Here is a 22,724-nt window from a genome sequence, read left to right on the forward strand (position 1 = left end):
ATTTCGTAAATGGGATGAAAAGTTGGGATTATGGGACGAACCTGTCTTTTTTATAACTTTGCGCCCATGTCTAAAGTAAAAGTCGGCTACGTTCAGATGAGCTGTTCCGCCAACAAGGCGGACAATCTTGCCAAAGCCATCGAAAAGGTCCGGGAAACCGCGGCCAGCGGGGCGCAGATTATCTGCCTCCAGGAACTGTTCACTTCGCTGTATTTCTGCGATGTGGAAGATTACGGGAATTTCAAACTGGCAGAGCCCATCCCCGGCCCTTCCACCGAATCCCTCGGCGCGGTGGCCAAAGAGCTGGGCGTGGTGATCATCGCATCGCTGTTCGAAAAACGGACGGAAGGCCTCTACCACAACACCACCGCCGTGCTGGACGCCGATGGTTCCTATCTCGGCAAATACCGCAAAATGCACATCCCCGACGATCCGGCGTATTACGAGAAGTTTTACTTCACCCCCGGCGATCTCGGCTATAAAGTCTTCAAAACCAAATTCGCCACCATCGGCGTGCTCATCTGTTGGGACCAATGGTACCCCGAAGCCGCGCGCATCACGGCGCTCATGGGCGCGCAGATCCTTTTCTACCCCACCGCCATCGGCTGGGCCACGAACCAGGACGAAGCCACCAATACCGAGCAATACAACGCCTGGCAAACCATCCAGCGCAGCCATGCCGTCGCCAACGGCATTCACGTGGTGAGCGTGAACAGGACCGGTTTCGAGCAAGACGGGCTTATGAAATTCTGGGGCGGCTCGTTCGTAGCCAACCCCTTCGGCACGGTGCTCCACCAAAGCTCGCACACCGATGAAGAAAACGTGGTGCTGGAGCTCGACCTTTCCAAAACAGACCGCTACCGCACGCATTGGCCTTTCCTGCGCGACCGCCGCATCGACTCCTACCAACCGATCACCAAACGCTATATAGACGACGAACAATGATACAACCTACGCCCCGGGAACTGGGTTACTACTTCCCGGCTGAGTTCCATCCGCATACCGCCACCTGGCTGAGCTGGCCCCACAAGGAAGCCAGCTGGCCCGGAAAGATCGATACCATCTTCCCGCATTACAGCCGTTTCATCAAATACCTGGCAGACAGTGAACTGGTGCGCATCAATGTCCACGGCAGCGCCATGACCGCCTTCGCTGCAGATCACCTGCTCCGCGCCGGCGTGAATATGGATAACGTGGAGTTTTTCCAGCATCCCACAAACGACGCCTGGTGCCGCGACCATGGCCCCGCGTTCCTCATCAACCCCAACGCCGAAAAGAAAAAGGCGGTAGTAGACTGGAACTATAACGCCTGGGGCGGGAAATATCCTCCCTTCGACCTCGACGATGTGATCCCCACCCGCATCGCCCGCCATTTCGACCTGCCGCTTTTTGAGCCGGGTATCATCATGGAAGGCGGATCGGTGGAATTCAACGGGAAAGGGACCATCCTCACCAGCACCTGCTGCCTGCTCAACGAAAACCGTAACCCGCACCTCAACCGCGAACAGGTCGAAAAGTACCTGCACGATTTCTACGGCGCCGACCAGGTGCTTTGGGTGGACGAGGGCATCGTGGGCGACGATACCGACGGGCATATCGACGATACCATCCGTTTCGTGAACGAAGACACGGTGCTGACCGTCATCGAATCCGATAAAAACGACGAGAACTACGAAATCCTCCAGCAGAACCGGCGCCAACTCAAAGCCATGCGCCTGCTGAACGGCAAGCCCCTCAACATCGTGGGACTCCCCATGCCGGACGCGGTGATCTGGGAAGACCAGCGCCTGCCCGCCTCCTACGCCAATTTCTACATCGCCAACAAATACGTTATTGTTCCCACTTTCCAGTGCAACAAAGACGAGCAGGCCCTGCGCATCATCGCCGACTGCTTCCGCGACCGTGAAGTGGTGGGGGTAGATTCTACAGACATCATCTGGGGCCTCGGCAGTTTCCATTGCCTGAGCCAGCAGGAACCTGCGATTTAACGCGCTTAATTATTCCCAATAGAAAAGGGCTGTATCATCCTCTGATACAGCCCTTTTCCTTTATTCGAACATGCTTATCTGTATTTGAAGCGGTACGCAACGGTAGCGGTGAATTGCCGCGGCGGGATCGGGTTGATGCTGTAGTTTTCATGCACCAGGAAGTTGTATTCGTTGGTGATGTTGGACAGCTTCGCCATTACGGAGAATTGTTTCCAGCTGTAGCCGATGTTCAGATCGAGCGTGGTGTAGCCGTCGACATTGAACATACGGTCGGGTTGCGCCGTGGTATTGTTCCAGCCCACGTTGCGATCGCCGGTGTAGAACGCCATCACACCGAATTTCAGGCCTTTCGCGGCGCCGTTCTGCAATGTGTAGAAAACGCTGGCGTTGGCGGTATGATGCGGATTGTTCACGAGGCGGTCGCCTTTCAGGAGGTTGCCGTTGGTTTTGCCTTCGGCGGGAGAAATGGCTTTGGACACGAAGATGTCATTATAGCTGTAACCTGCCACGATATCGAGCCCTGCAACGGGATGGCCCGCTAAATCAATTTCAACTCCATTGCTGGTGGTACCGCCGATGAGCTCCTTCATATTGGCGTCTCCGTTGATTTGTCCGTCGCGGGTATAAGTGGCCACCTGTGCGAGGTTGCTGTTCCTGATTTTGTAAACGGTCAGGTTGGCAGACAGTTTGCCGGCAAAGAAATCGTTCTTCACGCCCGCTTCGTACTGATCGATGATCGAAGGTTTGAGGGCCTCTTTATTCAGGTCGTACCCGGAGTTGGTGGAGAAGGAATTGCTGTAGCTAACGAACAGCGCCGTGGTGGGGATAGGTTTATACACCACACCGAAACGGGGCGAGAAAGCGTTGCTGTATTGGCCTTTGGTGAAGGTTTCCGCGCCGGTCTTGTACACTGTTTTCCTTTTTGCCTCGTTGCCGATATAGCTCCAGCGGATGCCGGCGAGCACTTTCAGTTTTTCGGAAATGCTCACCAGGTCTTGCACGTACCCACCGAACCGGGAAACGGGCAGCCTGTCGCTCTCTCTGGCCGTAGCCATCGGCATGTCCTGGCGGCCGGGCTTTTGACCGAGGTCGCGGAAGCTGATTTTGTCGTACAGGTTTTTGTTGGTGCCGTAAGCGCCTTCGTAATCCCAGGCAGTGGTATTGTCAGTCGTATATTTATCTGCATCTACGCCTGCAAGTACGGTATGTTCAACGGAACCTGTTTTGAACTTACCGGTGAGGTCGATCGTTGCGCTCACATATCTTTCGTCGTTAAGTGCTTTACCGAGGGGGCGGTTCAGCGAATCATTCGCGAACTGCAGTCTTTCGATGGAGTAATAATCCCTTTTATATTGTTGGAAAGCCACGTTGCCGTTGATGCTCCAGTTGCTGTTCAGCTGATGCCTTACGGTAACGCCCGCGGTGGCCTGCTGTACTTTGGAATACTGCCAGGACGTGCCGAAGAAGGTGTTCCGCGGAACGTCTACGATGGATTTGCCATTGTTGGTACCGATCCCGAAGTCGGGCGTGTAATCGTGTTTCAGGTAATCGCCCTGCACGATGATTTCCGTGCGGGGAGCCACTTTGAAGAGCAGGGAGGGGTTCACGTAGTAGCGTTTGCTGCTGACGTGGTCTCGGAAGCTGCCGGCGGATTCGTAGGTGCCGTTAACGCGGTAGGCTACTTTGCCGCTAATGGGGCCGTAGATATCGAAAGCAGGTTTGTAGAGGTCGTAGCTGCCTACGCGCATGCTCACTTCGCCACCGCCTTCGAATTTGGGCTGTTTGGTGACGAGGTTCATCACGGCGCCGGGGGCCACCTGTCCGTAGAGGATAGCGGCGCTGCCTTTGAGCACTTCCACGCGCTCGAGGGAGCTCATTTCCGGGAAAGTGCCGGAGTTGACACGTGCGCCGTTTTTGAACATATTGTAGCTACCGAAACCGTAACCGCGGGCGGAGAAGGTTTCCTGGGTGCCGGCGCGCGTGGCGGCGAGGTACACGCCGTTCACGTTTTTCACCACATCGCTGAGGCGCTGGGCCTGCTGTTCGCGGATGGTAGCCTGGCCGATCACGGTTACCGCCTGGGGAAGGTCCATCACGGGGATGGGCAGTTTGCTCAGGTTAACGGGACGGTCGTTCTGGGTGCGTTTGTCGGAAATCACCACTTCGGAAAGCTGGTGGGCCGTTTCTTCCAGCGAAATGCTGATTTCTGTGCCCTGTTCACCGGTGATGGTGATCTGTTTTTCAACAGGCTTGAGGCCGACAGACGATATGAAGAGGGTGTAAGTTCCGGGTTTGAGGTTGCGGAGGGAGAAGGACCCGTCTTCGCCGGTGGTGGTGCCGCGGTTGAGTTCGCGCACCACAACGGTTACGAAGCCGGCGGGCTTGCCGTCTGCGGTGGATACATGTCCTTTGAGGGAACCTTTGGCGGGGTTTTCTTCTTCAGATAAAGTGGCTGCCGTGTCGGAAACCGCTGCTGCCATATAGTAGGTTGATCGTGCTGCCGCCGTGTGTGCCCCAAGGGCGCCGGCGAGCATCAGGAGGTAAACTTGCTTCATTTGCTCACGCTGAATTTTTGCAAAGAACAGCCGTTTTAACGGTTATACCCGATCGGATCGGGAAATCCATTTACGCGATCGGGAAAAACTTTGCTTGTGAGCGCATTTCAAATAACCCGCTGAATTTCAAACATCCACATCCGTAAAATCGTTGTTGCCCAATACTTCATTCCCGATTCGAAATTTTCTATCATATTGACTATCAATTAGTTACCGTTTTTACTATTCATGGGTCCTACAGCGGGAGAACGCCTTTCCGGGGAAAATGGGTGTTCCCGTTTGGGCCGGAATCCGGCAGGAGATGACACACTTGCCCGGAGCTCATGTCAAAATTTCCCCATCCGTTCCCGTTCGTCAAATCCTCTTTTCCCAAATCGGATACTGATCGGGAAAGACAATTTCCCCGGATGAACGTCTTTTTTCAACCGATGTAAAAAAGTGCCGGCAACTGATTTTTAAAATTCTTTGGGATTTTTTGGCACGCCCATTGTTTGTATTTCCATGAACCAAACACAAAGAGTCATGAACAAGATCATCATCGCAGCTTCCGTTTTGGGCACCGCCGCCGCCGGCATTTACTGGTATATGAAAAACCGCCAGCGCGCAGACGCCGCCATCGACGATATGAAGAAAGCTGCCCGCAATGCATACGACCGCGTCAGCAGGAAAGCGGCAGAGGCCAGCCATAAGGCAGACCGTAAGGTTAGGGAGCAACTTGCATAATTCTCTCAACACCATTATATACCAAAAGGGCCGTCATTTTTAAAATGACGGCCCTTTTGCTTTTTAAAGCGATCCATAGCTTCTTCTGTCTCGCACCCGGAATTCCCCGGTGACTTTTTTCACCGGAGGGCTGCAGCTCGTGAACCTGAACATGCCCACGCTGAAGTTGCCTTCGATGTATTTCACGCCATTCAGCGTTTCGATCTTCGTGATCCGGATGCTGCCGGCGGCGTTGATATCGTCCCCGGAAATGCAATGGGTATACACCGTATTGTAGAGCAGCTTCCCGGCTTGGGAATAATCTTCTATATAGACATATCCTTGCATGTTCATATTGTATGTACCGACGCCGGCGCCTTTCGGCAGGTAAAGCCCGAAGTGGGCCGCCGTACCCGTAAAGCCGCCGATCAGCATAATATCTTCCCCGTCTTCTTCGAAAAACCAGTGCTGTAGCGTATTATAATCGGCACCACCATTGGTTCCGTAGAAATAGGTATCCTCGTAAATCCGTATTTTTTTGAAAAGGATCGCTTTGCCGGTGGCGCCCCTGCCGGGGATCATACCGGCGGGGATGAAATTGTGGATTTCCACGCTAACGGTCACGGGGTTCGGATCGGGCACTTTCGCGGGAGCGTTGTAATTGGCCAGGAATGGCTTGGCATCGGGCGTAATCGTTCCGCCGCTATTGACTTTCCAGTTCCTGACGTTTTCCGTGCTTTGCAGCACTTTTTCCCGTGCGATCTCCACTTCGTCCTGGTTCAGGCTACTGAGTAAAAAATCTTCCGTGACATGGACAGACAGCAGGGTCGATTCTTTGGGTTTGAGTGCATTCTTGATCGCCGTGAGCCAGAACATGGCGAAGGGCGCCCAGTCGGAGAAGTGACCGGTCTGAATGGTGAGTTTTTTGGCCGTTCTGTCCAGTTGCGTTTTGGGCAACATGCGCCAGATGCCGTCTTTGGCCTGATAGGCCATGAACAGCGCTTCTTCGCTGGTGCTGTCGAGGTCGGAGGCGTTGTAGGTAAATTCCAGCGTCAGGGGTTTGGCGAATTTGACGCCTTCGGGCCGGAGCCTGTAGGCGATACCCGGGCTACCTGGCAGGGTGTTGGAAATGGGTTCGACGGAAAACTGCGTATTGGCGGCGAGAGCGCCGGCGGGCACGGTAACTTTCAGTTTGCCGTCGGCCGAGACGATGTTCCCGCCTGCGGCGCCGATGTCTTTAGTGACGGGAGCGCCGAGCGAGGTGCCGGCGGGGCGGACTTCACCTTTTGGCGCCTGGGGCTGAGGGGTTACATTATCTTTATTTTTTTCTGAAGTGCAGGCATACAGGAAAAGTATGGCCAGCATGGGAACGATGATCCGTTTCATGTCGGGGTAAAATAGTTATGAGCTGTGATGATGATGAATTCCAATGCAAAGGTACTTTTGCGGTACATGACCGGCAATCGGCGATGGTACGTAAATTCAGCGATTCAGTAATTCTACTGATCTGCAGTTCTTGCCATTTGCTTATGGTAAAAATGGAATGATGCCCGGTTGATCGGAATCAACAACTCTTTATAAGATTTCCATCCTACACCGCCCAAAAAAGTTAAGACAATGTTAAATTCACCTACCTCCGTTGACCGAAATCATTGCGGATTAATAAATCACCCCGTACTTTTGACAGATGAATACCACCATTGCTCCGAATAAGAAAGCGGGGACCAACTGGCTGCACGAGATGGACTTCATTGGGATGCACCTCGTGCCCTTTCTCGCTTTCTTCACGCATGTAACTGCTTTCGACTGGATTTTGTGCGCAGTGCTCTATTTCGTGCGCATGTTCTTCGTAACCGGCGGATATCACCGATACTTCTCGCACCGATCGTATAAAACTTCCCGTTTCTTCCAATTCCTGCTGGCCTGCGGCGCGCAGAGCAGCTTCCAGAAAGGGGTGTTATGGTGGGCCGCCAATCACCGCGTCCATCACAAACATTCCGATACCCCGGAAGACCCCCACTCCGCCAAGATCTACGGCTTCTGGCATGCCCATATCGGCTGGATCATGGACAAGGAACACAAGGAAACCCGTTATGACCTCATCAAGGATATGAAGCATAAAGAACTGTTCTGGCTGAATAAATACCACTTCGTTCCACCGCTGATCCTCGCCGTTGTCGTGTACTTCATCGGCAACAAAGTGAATGGTGCGGGTTGGTTCGACTGGTCGGCCGGGCTATCCACGCTTTTCATCGGGTTCTTCCTCAGCACGATCCTGCTGTTCCACGGTACCTTCACCATCAACTCGCTCATGCACAAATGGGGCAAGCCCCGCTATAAAACCGGCGACGAATCCAAAAACAGCCTGATCCTCGCACTCGTTACGCTCGGCGAAGGCTGGCACAACAACCACCACTATTACCAGCGCGCTACGCGGCAGGGTTTCTATTGGTGGGAGATAGACATCACGTTTTATATCATCAAGATGCTCGGCTGGTTCGGCCTGGTGTGGGATATTCACGGCGTGCCGGAAAAGGTCAGGGAAAACAATAAAGTTTCGGTATAAAAACGCTTTGCAAAATAATGAAGCCCCTCCGGCCGGAGGGGCTTCATTATTTTAATCCGTTTCATCCGGCAGATCGAAAAAGCGGATCGTTCCATCTATGAACATGCCGGCGAACCGGCCGAAACTTCCGCTGGGCGGGCGGCTGGTACATTTGGCATGGAGCGATCAGCAAACAGCCCCTATCTGCAATGAAGTAGCTATACTGTCACCTGAAAATCCATGAATTCCTTCCGAAATTTTTGCTTCATAAATAATTTACCGAATTGAATTGTCAGACGGTGACGGAAGCAGTGGAGAGATCGCATCCATCCCTTCAATATCATTCGCCAAACGATCAATAGTCCCATCCGAACGCCCCATAAATTCCTACGCAACTTATCCTCCATATTCCCTTCCCTTTGATTAAATTAGCCTATATGCAACGTTTCCTGATCCTGCTTTTGCTGATAGCCGCCACCGGCAAGGCGCAGCAAACCCAAAAGCCACCGCTCCACGGCCGCCACTGGATGGCCATTACGGGTAAACCCCTCGCCGCCACCGCCGGCGCCGCGCTGTTCCAACAGGGCGGCAATGCCGTAGATGCCGCCTGTGCCATGCTGGCGGCAACCTGCACCATGTGGGACGTGCTGAGCTGGGGCGGTGAAACGCAGGCGCTCATCTATCATCCCAAAACTGGGAAAGTGATCGCCATCAATGCCCTGGGCGTGGCGCCCACCGGGGCTACCGCAGCGTTTTACAAAGGAAAGGGATACGCCTTTCCGCCGGAATACGGCCCCCTTTCCGCCGTAACTCCCGGAACCCCCGGCGGTATCTGTCATATGCTGTCTTACTACGGCACCAAAAGCCTCCGGGAAGTACTGCGCCCCGCCATGGAAATGGCCGCAGGATACCCCATGGAAGCACAAACGGCCAACAGCATCGAACGCGGGAAATCGTGGATCAGGCAATGGCCCTACAGCGAAAAGGTTTTCCTCACCCATCCCGGCCAACCCCGCGAGGCGCCGGAAGCGGGTGAGATTTTCGTGCAGGCCGACCTCCTGGCCACCCTTCAAAAAATGGTGGATGCGGAAACCGCGGCGCTGCGTGCAGGTAAATCCCGGAAAGAAGCCATCATGGCCGCCTTCAACAGGTTCTACAAGGGAGATATTGCGCAGGAATTCGTTCGGGGTGCCCGCGAACAGGGAGGCCTCATCACGATGCAGGACCTCGCCAACTGGAAAGTGATCGAAGAAGAACCCGTCCACATCAACTACAAAGGCATCGACGTCTACAAACTCCGCGAATGGACGCAGGGCCCCACGATGCTGCAAGCCCTCAACATCCTCGAAAACTTCGATCTCAAGGCGATGGGATACAATTCCCCGCAATACATCCACACGGTCTACCAGGCCATGAACCTCAGTTTCGCCGACCGCGATTTCTATTACGGCGACCCGTACGGAACGCTGAAGCCCCCCATCCGCGGGCTCCTCAGCAAAGCCTATGCCCGCCAGCGCGCCGGCACGATCGATCCGCGGCAGAACGCTACGAACGTCATGCCCGGAGACCCCTACCCTTTCCAGAACGAACGCAATCCCTGGAAACGCTTCCTCGACCTTCGGCCCGCATTGTCTGACACCACACGACAAAACCCGCCGGGGCACTTCGTCCCGAAACACGACGCCGTCGCCCATCAGCCATGGGACAGTGCGTACCACCACCGTCTCTGGCGCGGCACTACCAGCGTGGAAGCCGCCGACGCGGAAGGATGGGTGGTCAGCATCACGCCCAGCGGCGGCTGGCTGCCCGCCTGCATCGCGGGCCGCACGGGAATAGGCATGAGCCAGCGCGCACAAAGCTTCGTACTCGATTCGGCCATGAACCCTTTCAACGTGATCGCTCCCGGCAAAAGGCCGCGCGTCACGCTCACGCCTTCCATGGCGTTGAAAGACGGGAAACCGTTCCTTTCCTTCGCCGTGCAGGGCGGCGATACGCAAGACCAGAACCTGTTGCAATTCTTCCTCAATGTGGTGGAATTCGGGATGACGGTGCAGCAGGCCACGGAAGCGGCGAACGTTAACAGTAACCAGCTGTGGCTGTCGCTGGGCGGAACGGCGGTGAAAGACAGGGTCCCCCGGGCCGGGAGCATCCTCGTTGCCAGCGCCACGCCAGACAGTACGCGCCGCGCGCTCGAAAGCATGGGCTACGTACTTAGTTTCGCGGCGCGCACCAGCGGCCCCATCAACGCCATATTCTTCGATACGCTGCACCGTTCCATATGGGGCGGCAGCAGCAATCATGGCGAGGATTACGGTATCGGATGGTAGTTTCAGGCGGCGGGAACGGACAGCACGCTCCCACCGTCCGGAAAACACACCGGTATGCTTTTTGGGCGTACCTTTGCAGGGATTTGTAAAACCCGATTTCCTGTCACAAAAAACCACGCGGTATGTTATCGATCGGCACCCCGGCACCGGATTTTAATTTGTATTCAACACCCGGCCAGCGGTATACACTGCAAGACTTCCAGGGAAAGAACCTCATCATGGCCTTCTACCCGGCAGACTGGAGCCCGGTTTGCGGCGACCAGATGTCGCTCTACAACGAAATGCTCCAGTTATTCCGTAAACAGAACGCAGCGATCGTGGGGGTTTCGGTAGACAGCAAATGGTGCCACCAGGCCTACACGCAGGCGCGCAACCTGCACTTCCCGCTGCTGGCGGATTTTGAGCCGAAGGGAGCCGTCGCCCAAGCGTATGAGGCGTACGACGATAAGGAAGGCCAATGCCATCGGGCATTGTACGTGATCGACGGCAACGGCATCATACGCTGGAACTTTTTGTCGCCCCCTGCTGTTAATCCAGGAGCAGACGGGATTCTCGATGCACTGGAAAAAATTCAGGCTAAAAAAATATAAACTGTCTATGGCAAAACTCACACCACCGGCCGGCCCGCAAGATCATGCACGGGGTAAGGAAGGAGCGCCTGTTACGCTCGTGGAGTATGGCGATTTTCAATGTCCGCATTGCGGAAAGGCTTTTCCCGCAGTGGAAGACATCGTTAAAAAAATAGGGCCCGGATTGCGGTTCATCTTCCGTCATTTCCCCCTTTCCGAATCCCACGCCATGGCCAAACCCGCAGCCATCGCCGCGGAAGCCGCCGCCCGGCAGGGAAAGTTCTGGGAAATGCATCACGGCATCTTCCAGAACCAGGCCATACTGTCCGCCGAAACCCTCTTCGCCATCGCGCAACATATCGGCCTCGACCTCGAACAATTCCGGAACGACATACAGGATACGGCATTGGAAGACAAGGTGGACGCGGATTTCGAAAGCGGCGTAAGGAGCGGCGTGAACGGTACGCCTTCATTTTTCATCAATGGACAAAAATACAACGGCAGCTATGACGAAGAATCGCTCATGGCTTCCCTCACTTTTTAAACGCAGGTTATGAGCGCATTTAATGATCTGATCCAATCCGAACAACCCGTACTGGTAGATTTCTATGCAGACTGGTGCCAGCCCTGCCACGCCATGACGCCCGTTATCAAGGAAGTAGCGCAGGCGGTGGAAGGCAAAGCGCGGGTAGTGAAAGTGAATATCGACAAGAACCAGCAGGCCGCCAGCCATTTCAACGTAAGCGCCGTGCCCACTTTCATCATTTTCCGGAAAGGGGAAGTGGTGTGGCGGCATGCGGGGATGATCGACAAAGGGAGCCTGCTCCGCCAGTTGCAGGCCGCGTCTGCATAGGAAAGGTTTCCGGTTTTTCGTATCTTGACGGAAATACGGATTCCACATGAAACTAGCCGCCTTTTTCTTACTGGCAGCCCTGTCTGCCAATGCCCAGTCCGACTCACTGCACCTGCTCGTGGCAGACGGCGCCAAACCCGTGCTCATATCCCATCAGTTCAAATTCACGGAAGGCCCCGCGCCCGACCGGAAAGGCAATATCTACTTCACCGACCAGCCGAATAATTCCATCTGGAAATACGACACCAAAGGCAGGCTCAGCCTCTTTTCCGGCAATAGCGGCCGCGCCAACGGGTTGTACGTCGATAAAAAAGGGAACATCCTCGCCTGTGCAGACGCAGATAACGAGCTCTGGTCGTTTTCCCCTAAAGGCGTGCATACCGTGTTGATGGATAACTTCGAAGGGAAAAAACTGAACGGCCCCAACGATCTCTGGATCCATCCCAACGGCGACATCTACTTCACCGACCCTTACTATCAACGCAGCTACTGGACGCGCCAAAAGCCCGAGATCGACGCCATGCGCGTGTACCGGCTGCCCAAAGGCGCCAGCGCACCGGTAATCGTGGCAGACGATATCGTGAAACCCAACGGCATCGTGGGCACGCCAGACGGAAAGTACCTCTATATAGCCGATATCGGCGGGGATAAAATTTACAGGTATGAAATTTCGGGGGACGGAACACTCGCCAACCGCATACTTTTCACCCATAAAGGCGGTGACGGCATTACGCTCGACGAGCGCGGGAACCTTTACCTCTGCGGCAACGGCGTATTCATTTATAACCCGCAGGGCCAGCAGATCGGGCATATCGACGTCCCCGAAAAATGGACCGCCAACGCCTGCTTCGGCGGCAAAAAAAGGAACATACTTTTCCTCACCGCATCCACAGCGGTATATACCGTTGCAATGAAAGTAAAGGGAGCGGAATAAATTTAGGACGGCAGGAACCAGATCCCCTTCGACGGCAATGCCACGAAAACGGCATCGCCCTTCTGGTATTTCGGCGCAGTGGTGCGAACGGTGAGCAGGTTGCCCGGCACTTCCACCACCACATCGTGATAGCTGCCGCCGAACATTACATCCTTCACCACACCTTTGATGGCCTCGCTGCCGTCTTTCGCGAAACGGAACTGCTCCGGCCGCACCACCAGGCTGCGCCCGTTCACGACGATCCCGGGCATGAGGGCAAACACTTTCGCCTTGTCGGGCGGAAAGAGTTGAAAATCGCCCAGGAGCCCCGCAGCATAAGCATCTGCGGGCTTGCTGTACACCTCCGCCGGACTGCCCTGCTGTACGAACTGCCCGTCGCGGAGGATAATGAGATGGTCTGCCCAGGGCAGTACATCGTCCGGGTCGTGGGAAACGAGGAGGCTCGTGATGCCGAATGCTTCGCCCAGGTCGCGGATCACGGATTTGAGGATGTGAGTATGAATGAGGTCGAGGTTGGAATAGGGCTCGTCCAGCAACAAAAGCTTCGGCTTGGTGACGAGCAGCCGCGCGAGGGAAATACGCTGCTTCTCCCCGCCGGAAAGCTGGTCGGTCTTCCGTTTGAGGAGATGGCTGATCCGGCAGATGTCGAACAGCCGGGTGGCCTCGTCGTCGGTCAGCTGGTTGGCATACGCGAGCAGTTCTTCCACCCTGTAATTATTCCGTAGCTCGTAATGTTGCGAGAGGTATGCGATGCCGGGGTGGCCGGGAATCAATTTCCAGTCCGGCCCCAGTACTTTCTCCCCTTCGAACAGGATGGTGCCGCCATCCGGCTGCACCCATCCCGCGATCATCCGCAGCAATGTGCTTTTTCCCGATCCGGAAGCGCCCATCACGGCTACTTTCTGTCCACGCTCCACTTGGAAAGACAAAGGCTGCAATTCGAATCCCAGCTTGTCTTTCCTCGATATATCAGAAACTTGTAAAAACGTCATAATCCCTAAAATTGCCGGCCGGTTACTGCAAAGCGCGTTCCATTTCCGGAACATAAAGAAAAAACATTTCCGCGAATTGGTCTGACCGGCTTTTGGGAAGAACGCTAACGAATGGAGGATCAATCCATTACGAATAACGGATACCTTCAACCGCAACATCCTTCGCTTCAGGACTATCTGCATATGTTTCAGACATGAATATCGACACCCCGGCGGAAGCCCCTGAATTGCCCCCTTCAATCCCCGTAATTTGCATTCGACTTTTTTATTATACCTAACGAGATCCGTGCCGTTCCGCGGAACGATTTATTGACCTCAACCATCTCTCATGAAACCATTCTGCTCAATTGTGGCGTGCGCCGCCATGATGCTGCTTTCCAGCGTACGATCATCCGCCCAGGCCACGCGAAACGTCCGTTTCACCATCGATGCATCCGCTCCCAACAGGAAAGCCATCAGTCCGCTGGTGTACGGCACCAACGACCATTATCCCTATGCACCCGCCAAACGGATGGGCGGCAACCGCATCACCGGCTATAACTGGGAAAACAATGCCAGCAACGCCGGCGAAGATTGGGTGCATCATAGCGACGACTGGGTGCCGGCACAATGGAACACACCCGGGAACCAGTACGATGTGCCCGGTTCGGCGCTCAAGGCCTTCCACAACCAATCGCTCCAGCAAGGCGCCTATTCCCTGGCCACCTTGCCCATGGCGGGTTACGTGGCGAGAGACAAAAACGGCACGGTCAGCGAAAACGAAACTGCACCGTCTAACCGCTGGGTACCGGTAGTAGCCCGCAAACCCGGCGGGAACCTGTCGCTCACGCCCGATGTGAATGACAATGCGGTGTATGTGGACGAGGAGCTGCATTTCCTCCTCGATGCTTATGGCCGCAGCAATACCGCCACCGGCATCAAAGGCTATTCGCTCGACAATGAGCCCTGCCTCTGGACCAGCACCCATCCCCGGCTGTTCGGCACCACCGGCGTGTCTGTCAATTACCTCATGAACAAATCTTACGAAACGGCGGAACTGATCAAGGAAATGGACCCCTCGGCAGAAGTGTTCGGCCCTTCGCTCTGGGGCTACACCGCTTATCAGAACCTCCAGTTCGCGCCAGATTGGGACCAGGTACGGGGCAATTATGAACTGTTCGTGCATTATTACCTCGCCAACATGCGCGCCCGCAGCCAGGCAGCGGGGAAACGCCTGCTCGATGTGCTCGACCTGCACTGGTACCCGCAGCAAAACCGCGACTTCGGCAACATGAGCCCGTTCGACGACGAAAACGACGATAATTCCGTACTGGGCCGCATTTCCATGTCGCGCGGACTGTGGGACGATACCTACCAGGAAAATTCCTGGGTGAACGACGCCTCCAACGGACAGATTTTCCCCGTGCTGCCCAAACTGAAGCAAATGATCGCCGACTTCTATCCCGGTACCCGGCTCGGGATCACGGAATACAGTTACGGGGGAACGAGCCATGTTTCCGGCACCGTTGCGCAGGCCGATGCGCTGGGCGCTTTCGGGACGGAACAGATCTATTTCGCTTCGTATTGGGGCGCGGTGATCGGCTATATCAAAAGCGGGTTCGACCTGTATTGCAACTACGACGGCAATGGCGGAAAATTCGGCAACACTTCCGTCAAAGCGCAAACAGACAATCGCGCGGTGAGCGCGGTGTACGCTTCCGTGAACGCCTCCGGCGACGAGTTTCTTCATACCATCGCCATCAATCGCAGCATGACCGATACCGTGGTGGCGACCGTGGCTTTTTCGGGAGCGCGCCAGTACAGGAGCGCGTCGGTATATGTGGTAGACAGGAATAGTCCCGTGGTGCGCAGGATGGAAGATATCCGTACCGTGGAGAACAATTCCTTCCAGCTGAAAATGCCGCCCATGACGGTGTACCACCTGGTGTTGTCAGAAACCGATCTTACGGTGTACCCCTACATTACGGACCTTACCATTGCGCCGGCCATCGGTTATTCTGACGGGAACGCCCGGTTTACCGTATCCGCCACCATTACCGATTCCGATAACGATATGCGCCCGCCGACGATCGACCTGAGCTCTCTGGGAGGCAGTGCTACAACCCCGCTCGTGCGCAACGGCGATCAGTATTCCATCCAGTATACCGTACCCGCCAATACCGCTTCCGGCATGAAAATGCTGACCGTTTCCGCCGCAGATGCTGCGGGGCATAGCGTATCCGGGAATGTCACCTACCGCGTGATCCGCGAACTGCCGTCTACCGACATCTGGAACGGTGACGCGATCCGCGGCGGCGAGGGCGAACGCTTCAACGACGGCAGCGATCAGACGGCCGGAACGCAAATCATCGAAAGGCGGGCCACGGGCGGCAATACCGGTCCCGGCAGTTTGTACATGCGGTTCAAGCACGATCCCAATTACTGGGGGCTCATGACCTGGCGCATCGATCCCAATGCCGGCGGTGCAAGGGATGTGAGCGAATTCGGGTATCTCGAATTTTACATCCGTTCCAACGCTCCGGAATATGCAGACATAACATTCAGCGTGAGAGACGCCAGCGCCAACATGAACGTTTCCAACAGCGTGAACCTCAAGGCCAACGGCTACATTTCCTCCTTCCACCCCACTCAATTCACGAAAGTAAAAATCCCCTTCTCCGACCTGTTCACCGGCTCCGGATTCGACCTCACCCGGCTGTGGCAGTTCAATTTCCTTGTCAATTCCGCGCAGGATGGTTTTGATGTATGGATAGACGATGTGCGCGCCCTGCCGTACGACAACCCCACGGTACAACCGGTCCTCAGCGATGTGCGGATCAACCCTGCTGCGGGTTTCGCGGATGGCATCACCCCGGTCCAGCTCAGCGTGCTGGCCAGCGATCCGAACAACGACCTGGCCTCCGTCACCGTCGATCTTTCCCCGGTCGGCGGCGCCAACAACCAACCGCTCCTGCTGGTGAACGGAAGATACACGGCGAGTTTTACCGTGCCGGCCACAACGCCTCCCGGCCCCCGTTCCTTCCACATCACGGCAACCGACCAGAAAGGGAACACGGCGCAGATTAAGGTGGATTATCTCGTATGGGGCCGCGCCTCGTCTGACGTGATCTGGGATGGCGACACCAAAAATCCCGGCATCGTCCACAGCACCAGTAACAACGCTTCGCTGCTCGTGGTACGGCCCACCGGCGGGAACAAAGGCCCGATCAACATGTCCGCGCATATCGAGCCGAACCCGGAACCCTTTGCCTATGTATTCTGGGACCTGGCGCAGGACGTAGACGCCCGGATGGTCGACCTTCGCCAGAAAAGATACCTCAACTTCAGCATCCGCTTCCCCAATACCGCCGGCCTCGGCAATTTCGATCTGCAGATTTTCCTGAAAGACCGCTTCGGCGGCGGATCGAATGCCGCATTCCTGCTGCGCGACAAGTACCTCACACAATTGTCGGGCAATTATCAGCAGGTCCGCATCCCGCTCGCCGATATGGTGAATGGCGCTGAGATCGATCCGTCGAAAGTTGCGCTCATCGGATTCTTGTCGGAACAGATGCCCAACAGCGGCGTGGATTTCCAGGTAGACGATATTTACCTGAGCGGCAGTCCCGTAGCGGATGTAGAAATCGTAACGCAGCCTTCCGCATGCGGTAACAACGGCCGGATCGAAGTGAAGAAGGTGGTACCCCCATCCGGTAATTACCAGTATTCCATCGGCGGCGCGGCGCAAGCCAGCCCTGTTTTCGAAAACCTCCAACCCGGGCAGTTCGACCTGCGGATCACCGGGCCGGATAATTTCGTGTACGTGGAAACGGTGGTAATCAGCGGTGGACAAGGTTTGCAGGGAAATATCCAGGTAAATGACCAGGCCGGCGATATCGATCTGACCATCACCGGCGGAAGCGGGAATTACATCTTCGCCTGGTCGAACAACGCTACTACAGAAGACCTGACAAACGTACCTTCCGGCGATTATACGGTGAATGTGAAGGATAACGTTAGCGGATGTACGTATCATGGAACGGCGAAGGTTACGCGCCAGCAGGTTGTACTGTTCACCGTGAAGAACGCGCAATGTTTTCCCAACGGCATCATTACCGCCACAGTAAGCAACGGTAGCGGCGTATATCAATATTACATCAACGGGAAAGCCAATCCGAACGGCATCAACAGTAACATTTTCGGACAACTGGAGCCCGGTGTTTATACCATTCGCGTCACGAATGCGAATGGATTCGATTATTCCCAGGCTGTGACGATGGGCGGAACGCTGAACGACCTCCTGATCACCCAAACCATCGATCACCGCTACGGCAATATCGATATTACGATTACCGGCGGCAGCGGGAGTTACCGGATCAATTGGGCGCATGGGTCTACGGTGGCCGACCAGTCCGGCCTGGCGTCCGGGCAATATCATATCGAGGTGACCGACCGTACCACGCAATGCGCGACGGCCATGACGCTTACCGTAACGCGTACCGGCCCGGACGTGACTTTCACCGCTACCGGCGCCTCCTGCAACACAGGCGGTACCATTACCGTCAGCACCACCGGGGCCAGCGCGGCGCCGTACCAGTATTTTATCAATGGGCAAGCCAATCCTGCCGGCATCAACCAGCCTGTTTTCCGCAATTTGCAGGCGGATTTCTATGAAGTCAGGATCACGGGGGCGAATGGTTTCGAGAAGAATGAACGGGTGGAGGTAGACGGATGGATGAACGATATGGATGTGACATCGCAGATCGATCAGACTACCGGCGCGATCGATGTGACCGTGACGGGTGGCAGCGGCAATTATACCTATCGCTGGTCTACCGGCGCCACCACGCAGGATGTTAGCAACCTCGCTACCGGCGATTACTGGATGGAAGTGACCGATGCATCGGCTGGATGCGTGACCAGGAAAGATTTCCGGGTGACGCGGCCCGTCCATCCCACGATCACCTTTACCGTTACCAACGCCAACTGTGGCGCGAACGGCGTGATACTCGTGAACCTCAGCGCCGGAACTCCTTCCGATTTCCGGTATTTCATCGACAACAGGGAAAACCCCGCGGGCCCCGCCAACCGGGAATTCCGCCACCTCGCACCGGGCAACTATGCCATCCGGGTGACCGGCAGCGGCGGATTCTCGAACACGCAAACCGTTACGGTAGCCGGTACGGTTAACCGGCTGGTGATCATCGGCACGGCGGACGAAGACGGCAATATCAACATCAGCGTGAACGGCGGCAGCGGGAATTACCAGTACTTATGGTCCGATAAATCCACCACCGAAGACCTCGAGCAACGGGCGCCCGGTTTATATACCGTGAACGTCACCGACAAGGCAACCGGCTGCACGGCACAATTCAGCATCCTGGTGGCTGCGAGCCGGGAGTCTCTGTGGATTTACCCGAACCCTGCCCTGGAGGGTTTCCGTGTCAAATACGTGATCCCCGAATCCAGTAAAATGGAATTGACCGTAACGGACCTTTTCGGCCGCGTGACGTACCGGCAGGTACTCACCGAATCGCAGGGGAATATCTATGTTCCGGCAACGAAACTGCGCTCCGGTATGTATTTCGTGCAAGTGAAATCCGGGAAGCATAAACAGACAAGGCCTGTTATCATCGCCAAATAAATGGATAGCGTAAAAAGTAAAAGGCCGGTGCAAATACCGGCCTTTTTTTGTGGGGCAATGAACGGATTTATGAGAGGTTGCGGCATAAAAAAAACCGCCGTTGCCGGCGGTTTTTCTCACACACTACAGGTTTAATTCCTGATTACCCCTGATATTGTTAACCGCGCTCGCGGCCACGGCTATTCTCGCTTCCACGGCTGCCGGGCTCTGTTCTGCGGTCGTTTCCACGGTTCCCGTTATTATTGTTCCACTGGCGTTCTGCAGGGCGGTTCGGCGTTACTTCCCGGCGTTGTTCGGCGGGGCGGTTTGGTGTTACCCGGCGTTCCGGGCGATTGTTGTTTTGATTCCATTCGCGGCGTTCTGCAGGACGGTTGTTATTATTATTCTGGTTCCATTCGCGGCGGTTATTGTCGCGATCGTTGTTTCGTTCGTTGTCGCGTGTCCATTCGCGGCGGTTGTCGTTATCTACCCGGCGCTGTACGGGGCGGCTGTTCCATTCGCGGCGTTCTTCCGGGCGGTTGTTCCAGCGGTTGTTCCATTCGCGGCGATCGCCGGGCCGGTCTCGCCAAACGATCTGCGTATAGTTGTTCCGGTAATGTGAATACTCCCTGCGGTAGCGTTTATGGAATCTCCAGGGATCGCGCTGGTTGATCACCACCTTGTAACCCCGGTAGAAGTCGTAATATCCATAACGGGCCGGCAGATAGCGGGTATGGACCCATCGGCCGAAGTCGAAATAGATGTACGTTTGCGTCGGGATGTAATAGTAAATGTCGATATCAGGAAGGTAATAGTACTCCGCGTAGTCGTAACCCACGGGGCCCCAGGCGGGCTGAATACCAAGGTTGATACTCACGTTCACCTGTGCCGAGGCGGGAGACGGGGTAGAGGCCGTAAAAGCGGTCATCACAGCCAGGATGAGAAAAATCCGTTTCATACATGCTGGTTTTAGTTCTTGTTAATTAGACGTTGTAAATGCGATCAGGTTTACGCGTTACAACAGGTTTAACATATTGTATGGTAATGCATATTTGATGCCAGAACAGCTGTAAACGGGAATTCTTTCATATCTCCCGGGAAACCATTAATATTACATATCTAATCGATTCGCATGAACCGCATTACTATCGCACTGGTAGACGATCATCCGGCCATTCTCAATGGTTTGCAAATGATTTTGCAGGGTTTCCCGGACGTTTCCGTGTCGGGGGCCTGGCAGAACGGCGACCAGTTGCTGGACGGTTTGCAGGCCGGTGCACCGGAGGTCCTTTTCCTGGACATCCAGTTGCCGGGGCAAGACGGGTTGGCGCTGTGCCGGCGGGTTTCGGCCGATTTTCCGGATACGCGGGTCATCATTTTCACGAATGTGGAAGATAAGCATACCATCCGTACCGCATTTCAGAACGGTGCGGCAGGATACCTGCTCAAAACGGCCGGCAGCCGCGAGATCCGCGAAGCGATCGATGCCGTGCACGCGGGCGATCAGTATGTACATGGAGAATTGAAAGACCAGATGTTCCAGCAGATCATCCAGCGGAAACCGAGCCGCTACGCACCTTCCCTCACGCGGCGCGAAAAGGAAATACTGGGGTTCATCGCCCAGGGAAGCAGCAACCAGGACATCGCCGACAAGCTGTCTCTCAGCGTGCGCACTATCGAAAACCATCGCTATAACCTCATGCAAAAGCTGGATGTAAAAAATACCGCCGCCCTGGTAAGAAAAGCCATGGATCTGGGGCTCGCCAGCTAGTACATCTTCCTGTTTCCGGTTCCTCTCCTCCATCCCGGGTAAGTAAAACTACTCAGTTTTAAATACGAGTAATACATCGCAAAAATCCGTTTGCGTTGTCAGGTAGTTTTGAGGAAACTTCATGACCATGTTGCTTGTAGAAAAGAAAGCTCCCCTTCTCTTACAAACCATGATCGCCGGACTGCTGGCGGCATCGCTGCTATTGCTGGCCTTCACCGTTCACCCAAACGGCGCATCCGGCGGAATGGCCGTCCTGCTCGCGCTGGCAGCCGTGACCATTACCGTTCTGTTGCTCCGCATGCCGGGTGAAAAACAGCCCGTTGCCGCGGTTCCCGACCGGGAAGCGGAAGTCCGCTTATTGCAGGAGCAGGCTTTGCAGGCGGAATTACAGGCCCTGAAAGCGCAGATACAGCCTCATTTCCTCTTTAATGCCCTCAACCGGGTAAACGCCAGCCTTCCTGCCGAGCAGGAGGCGGCCAGGGAGCTCATCGCGCAGCTGGCCGATACGTTCCGGTATGCGCTGAACTCCACCCGGACGGATCTGGTGCCCCTGGGCCAGGAGCTTTCCTTCCTCCGCGACTACCTCCAAATCGAACAACACCGCTTTTCCTCCCGCCTGCAGGTTGAAATAGACGCGGCGGCATCGGTTCAGGGAATGCGCATCCCCCCGATGCTACTGCAACCGCTGGTAGAAAACGCCGTAAAACACGGGATCGGCCCCTGTATCAACGGCGGCGCCATCACCATCCGATGCGCCCGGTATAAAAACAAACTTCGCTGTACCGTCAGCGATACTGGTGCCGGCTTCTGCGGCCCGCTCGATCAAATCATGCTCGGCTCCGGCATAGGGCTCCGCAACACCGCCCTGAGGCTGGAGAAACTCTATAACACCCCGCTGCAGGTAGAACGTAACTCCGGCGGCGGTCTCCAGTTCATGTTTGATATCCCCATTCAACCCTGACATGTAAGCAGACATCGTGCTTCCGGCGACCGAACGGCTATACTCCGTACGGTCGCGTTGTTTTTAACCGACCGGATTCCGTACTTTTAAGGCATGACCATCCGGAAGTTCCAGCCCTCGGGCACCCTTGCGCCTTACATCAGCGAGTACCTCCTGATCGAAAGCGACGCGGACATCCTCAACCAGACGATCCCCGGCACTTCGCTGGTGCTTTCGTTCCGGTTCAGCGGCCGGATCGTACAGGAATCGGACGGTAAATCGGAGGTTTTGCCCGGTTCCGTTATCAGCGGATTGCGAAAGAACGCGCGGGGTTTCCGGTACGAAAAAGGAACGTTCAACCTCCTGGCCGTTTTCCGCGAAGGCGCTATTCATGCTTTTACCCGGGTGCCGGCGCATGAGCTGTTCGGGCTGAGCGTAGATACGCAGGATATTTTCCCTTCCGCCGAAATCAGCGCGTTGCAGGAACGGCTGGCCGAAGCGCCCGGGCATCCGCAGCGGCTCTTGCTGCTGGAAGCATTCCTCCTCCGCCAACTCACCCCAATCCCGCAAGACGGATTGATCCTGGAAGCGGCGTCCCTGATCAAGCGGCAAAACGGCAACCTGCGCATCAAATCGCTGGCGGAAGCCCTGCACATCAGTCAGGACCCGCTGGAGAAGCGGTTCCGCGCCAGAATCGGCGCTACACCCAAGCAATACGCGGCGCTTGTGCGGCTCAACGCGCTCGTCGGGCGTTACCACGACACCGAATCGCTCACACAGGCCGCCTACGAAGCGGGGTATTTCGACCAGTCGCACTTTATCCGCGATTTCAGGCAGTTCACCGGCCAAACCCCGAAAGCATATTTCAGCGTTGCCCGCGGTTGGTAAATCAATGATTTTTTACAATTTCTCCCGCGGCGCCGCAGGTAGTTTTGTGAAAAATTCA

Annotated in this window: 17 protein-coding genes; 13 read left to right on the forward strand and 4 right to left on the reverse strand. The window is 55.5% G+C overall.

Going from position 1 to position 22,724, the window contains the following annotated elements; translation table 11 throughout:
- Positions 1-66 precede the first annotated feature (66 nt).
- Both EJ361_RS18620 and EJ361_RS18625 read left to right on the forward strand, forming a co-directional pair.
- Positions 67-945, forward strand: a complete 879-nt coding sequence (locus EJ361_RS18620) for a carbon-nitrogen hydrolase (protein ID WP_126247153.1) — start codon at positions 67-69, stop codon at positions 943-945.
- Positions 942-1,988, forward strand: coding sequence for an agmatine deiminase family protein (locus EJ361_RS18625; protein ID WP_126247154.1), 1,047 nt, complete (start codon positions 942-944; stop codon positions 1,986-1,988). The genes EJ361_RS18620 and EJ361_RS18625 overlap by 4 nt, the downstream gene beginning before the upstream one ends.
- A gap of 74 nt (positions 1,989-2,062) precedes the next feature.
- Here EJ361_RS18625 and EJ361_RS18630 read toward each other — a convergent pair whose 3' ends face one another.
- The gene (locus EJ361_RS18630) at positions 2,063-4,543 is read right to left on the reverse strand and encodes a TonB-dependent receptor (protein ID WP_240646676.1); all 2,481 of its coding nucleotides are present in this window, start codon (positions 4,541-4,543) and stop codon (positions 2,063-2,065) included.
- 522 nt (positions 4,544-5,065) lie between these two features.
- On the opposite strand from EJ361_RS18630, the gene EJ361_RS18635 reads away from it, so the two are divergent.
- Positions 5,066-5,266 (forward strand): hypothetical protein, encoded by a 201-nt coding sequence (locus tag EJ361_RS18635; RefSeq protein ID WP_126247155.1) that lies wholly within the window; start codon positions 5,066-5,068, stop codon positions 5,264-5,266.
- A gap of 63 nt (positions 5,267-5,329) precedes the next feature.
- Here the strand turns inward: EJ361_RS18635 and EJ361_RS18640 are convergent, their stop codons facing one another.
- The gene (locus tag EJ361_RS18640; RefSeq protein ID WP_126247156.1) at positions 5,330-6,631 is read right to left on the reverse strand and encodes a hypothetical protein; all 1,302 of its coding nucleotides are present in this window, start codon (positions 6,629-6,631) and stop codon (positions 5,330-5,332) included.
- 301 nt (positions 6,632-6,932) lie between these two features.
- Between EJ361_RS18640 and EJ361_RS18645 the strand changes: the two genes are divergently transcribed.
- The 6 genes from EJ361_RS18645 (at position 6,933) to EJ361_RS18670 (ending at position 12,473) form a co-directional block, all read left to right on the forward strand.
- Positions 6,933-7,811, forward strand: coding sequence for an acyl-CoA desaturase (locus tag EJ361_RS18645; RefSeq protein WP_126247157.1), 879 nt, complete (start codon positions 6,933-6,935; stop codon positions 7,809-7,811).
- Positions 7,812-8,227: 416 nt separating this feature from the next.
- Complete coding sequence (locus tag EJ361_RS18650) at positions 8,228-10,117, forward strand: gamma-glutamyltransferase family protein (RefSeq protein WP_126247158.1); 1,890 nt, start codon at positions 8,228-8,230, stop codon at positions 10,115-10,117.
- 122 nt (positions 10,118-10,239) lie between these two features.
- Positions 10,240-10,707 carry a redoxin domain-containing protein gene (locus tag EJ361_RS18655; RefSeq protein ID WP_126247159.1) on the forward strand — a complete coding sequence of 156 codons (468 nt, stop codon included), beginning with the start codon at positions 10,240-10,242 and terminating at the stop codon, positions 10,705-10,707.
- Positions 10,708-10,714: 7 nt separating this feature from the next.
- Complete coding sequence (locus EJ361_RS18660) at positions 10,715-11,230, forward strand: DsbA family protein (RefSeq protein WP_126247160.1); 516 nt, start codon at positions 10,715-10,717, stop codon at positions 11,228-11,230.
- 9 nt (positions 11,231-11,239) lie between these two features.
- Positions 11,240-11,539 carry a thioredoxin gene (trxA, locus tag EJ361_RS18665; RefSeq protein ID WP_126247161.1) on the forward strand — a complete coding sequence of 100 codons (300 nt, stop codon included), beginning with the start codon at positions 11,240-11,242 and terminating at the stop codon, positions 11,537-11,539.
- 46 nt (positions 11,540-11,585) lie between these two features.
- On the forward strand, positions 11,586-12,473 hold the full coding sequence (locus EJ361_RS18670) for an SMP-30/gluconolactonase/LRE family protein (protein ID WP_126247162.1): 888 nt from the start codon (positions 11,586-11,588) through the stop codon (positions 12,471-12,473).
- 2 nt (positions 12,474-12,475) lie between these two features.
- On the opposite strand, the gene EJ361_RS18675 is transcribed toward EJ361_RS18670, so the two are convergent.
- Positions 12,476-13,465: an ABC transporter ATP-binding protein gene (locus tag EJ361_RS18675; RefSeq protein ID WP_126247163.1), complete on the reverse strand. Its 990-nt coding sequence runs from the start codon at positions 13,463-13,465 to the stop codon at positions 12,476-12,478.
- 328 nt (positions 13,466-13,793) lie between these two features.
- On the opposite strand from EJ361_RS18675, the gene EJ361_RS18680 reads away from it, so the two are divergent.
- A complete protein-coding gene (locus EJ361_RS18680) occupies positions 13,794-19,088 on the forward strand; it encodes a glycoside hydrolase family 44 protein (protein ID WP_126247164.1) in 5,295 nt (1,764 codons plus the stop codon).
- Between the two features lie 157 nt (positions 19,089-19,245).
- Here EJ361_RS18680 and EJ361_RS18685 read toward each other — a convergent pair whose 3' ends face one another.
- The gene (locus tag EJ361_RS18685; RefSeq protein WP_126247165.1) at positions 19,246-20,025 is read right to left on the reverse strand and encodes a hypothetical protein; all 780 of its coding nucleotides are present in this window, start codon (positions 20,023-20,025) and stop codon (positions 19,246-19,248) included.
- Between the two features lie 174 nt (positions 20,026-20,199).
- Here EJ361_RS18685 and EJ361_RS18690 point away from each other — a divergent pair, with 174 nt between their 5' ends.
- From EJ361_RS18690 to EJ361_RS18700, 3 genes are all read left to right on the forward strand, one after another.
- Positions 20,200-20,838 carry a response regulator gene (locus EJ361_RS18690; protein ID WP_126247166.1) on the forward strand — a complete coding sequence of 213 codons (639 nt, stop codon included), beginning with the start codon at positions 20,200-20,202 and terminating at the stop codon, positions 20,836-20,838.
- Between the two features lie 127 nt (positions 20,839-20,965).
- Positions 20,966-21,799: a sensor histidine kinase gene (locus EJ361_RS18695; protein ID WP_164714318.1), complete on the forward strand. Its 834-nt coding sequence runs from the start codon at positions 20,966-20,968 to the stop codon at positions 21,797-21,799.
- Positions 21,800-21,892: 93 nt separating this feature from the next.
- Positions 21,893-22,666, forward strand: a complete 774-nt coding sequence (locus tag EJ361_RS18700) for a helix-turn-helix transcriptional regulator (protein WP_126247168.1) — start codon at positions 21,893-21,895, stop codon at positions 22,664-22,666.
- Positions 22,667-22,724: the final 58 nt, after the last annotated feature.

This window comes from Chitinophaga rhizosphaerae (genome assembly GCF_003958645.1).
Taxonomy (GTDB): Bacteria; Bacteroidota; Bacteroidia; order Chitinophagales; family Chitinophagaceae; genus Chitinophaga; species Chitinophaga rhizosphaerae.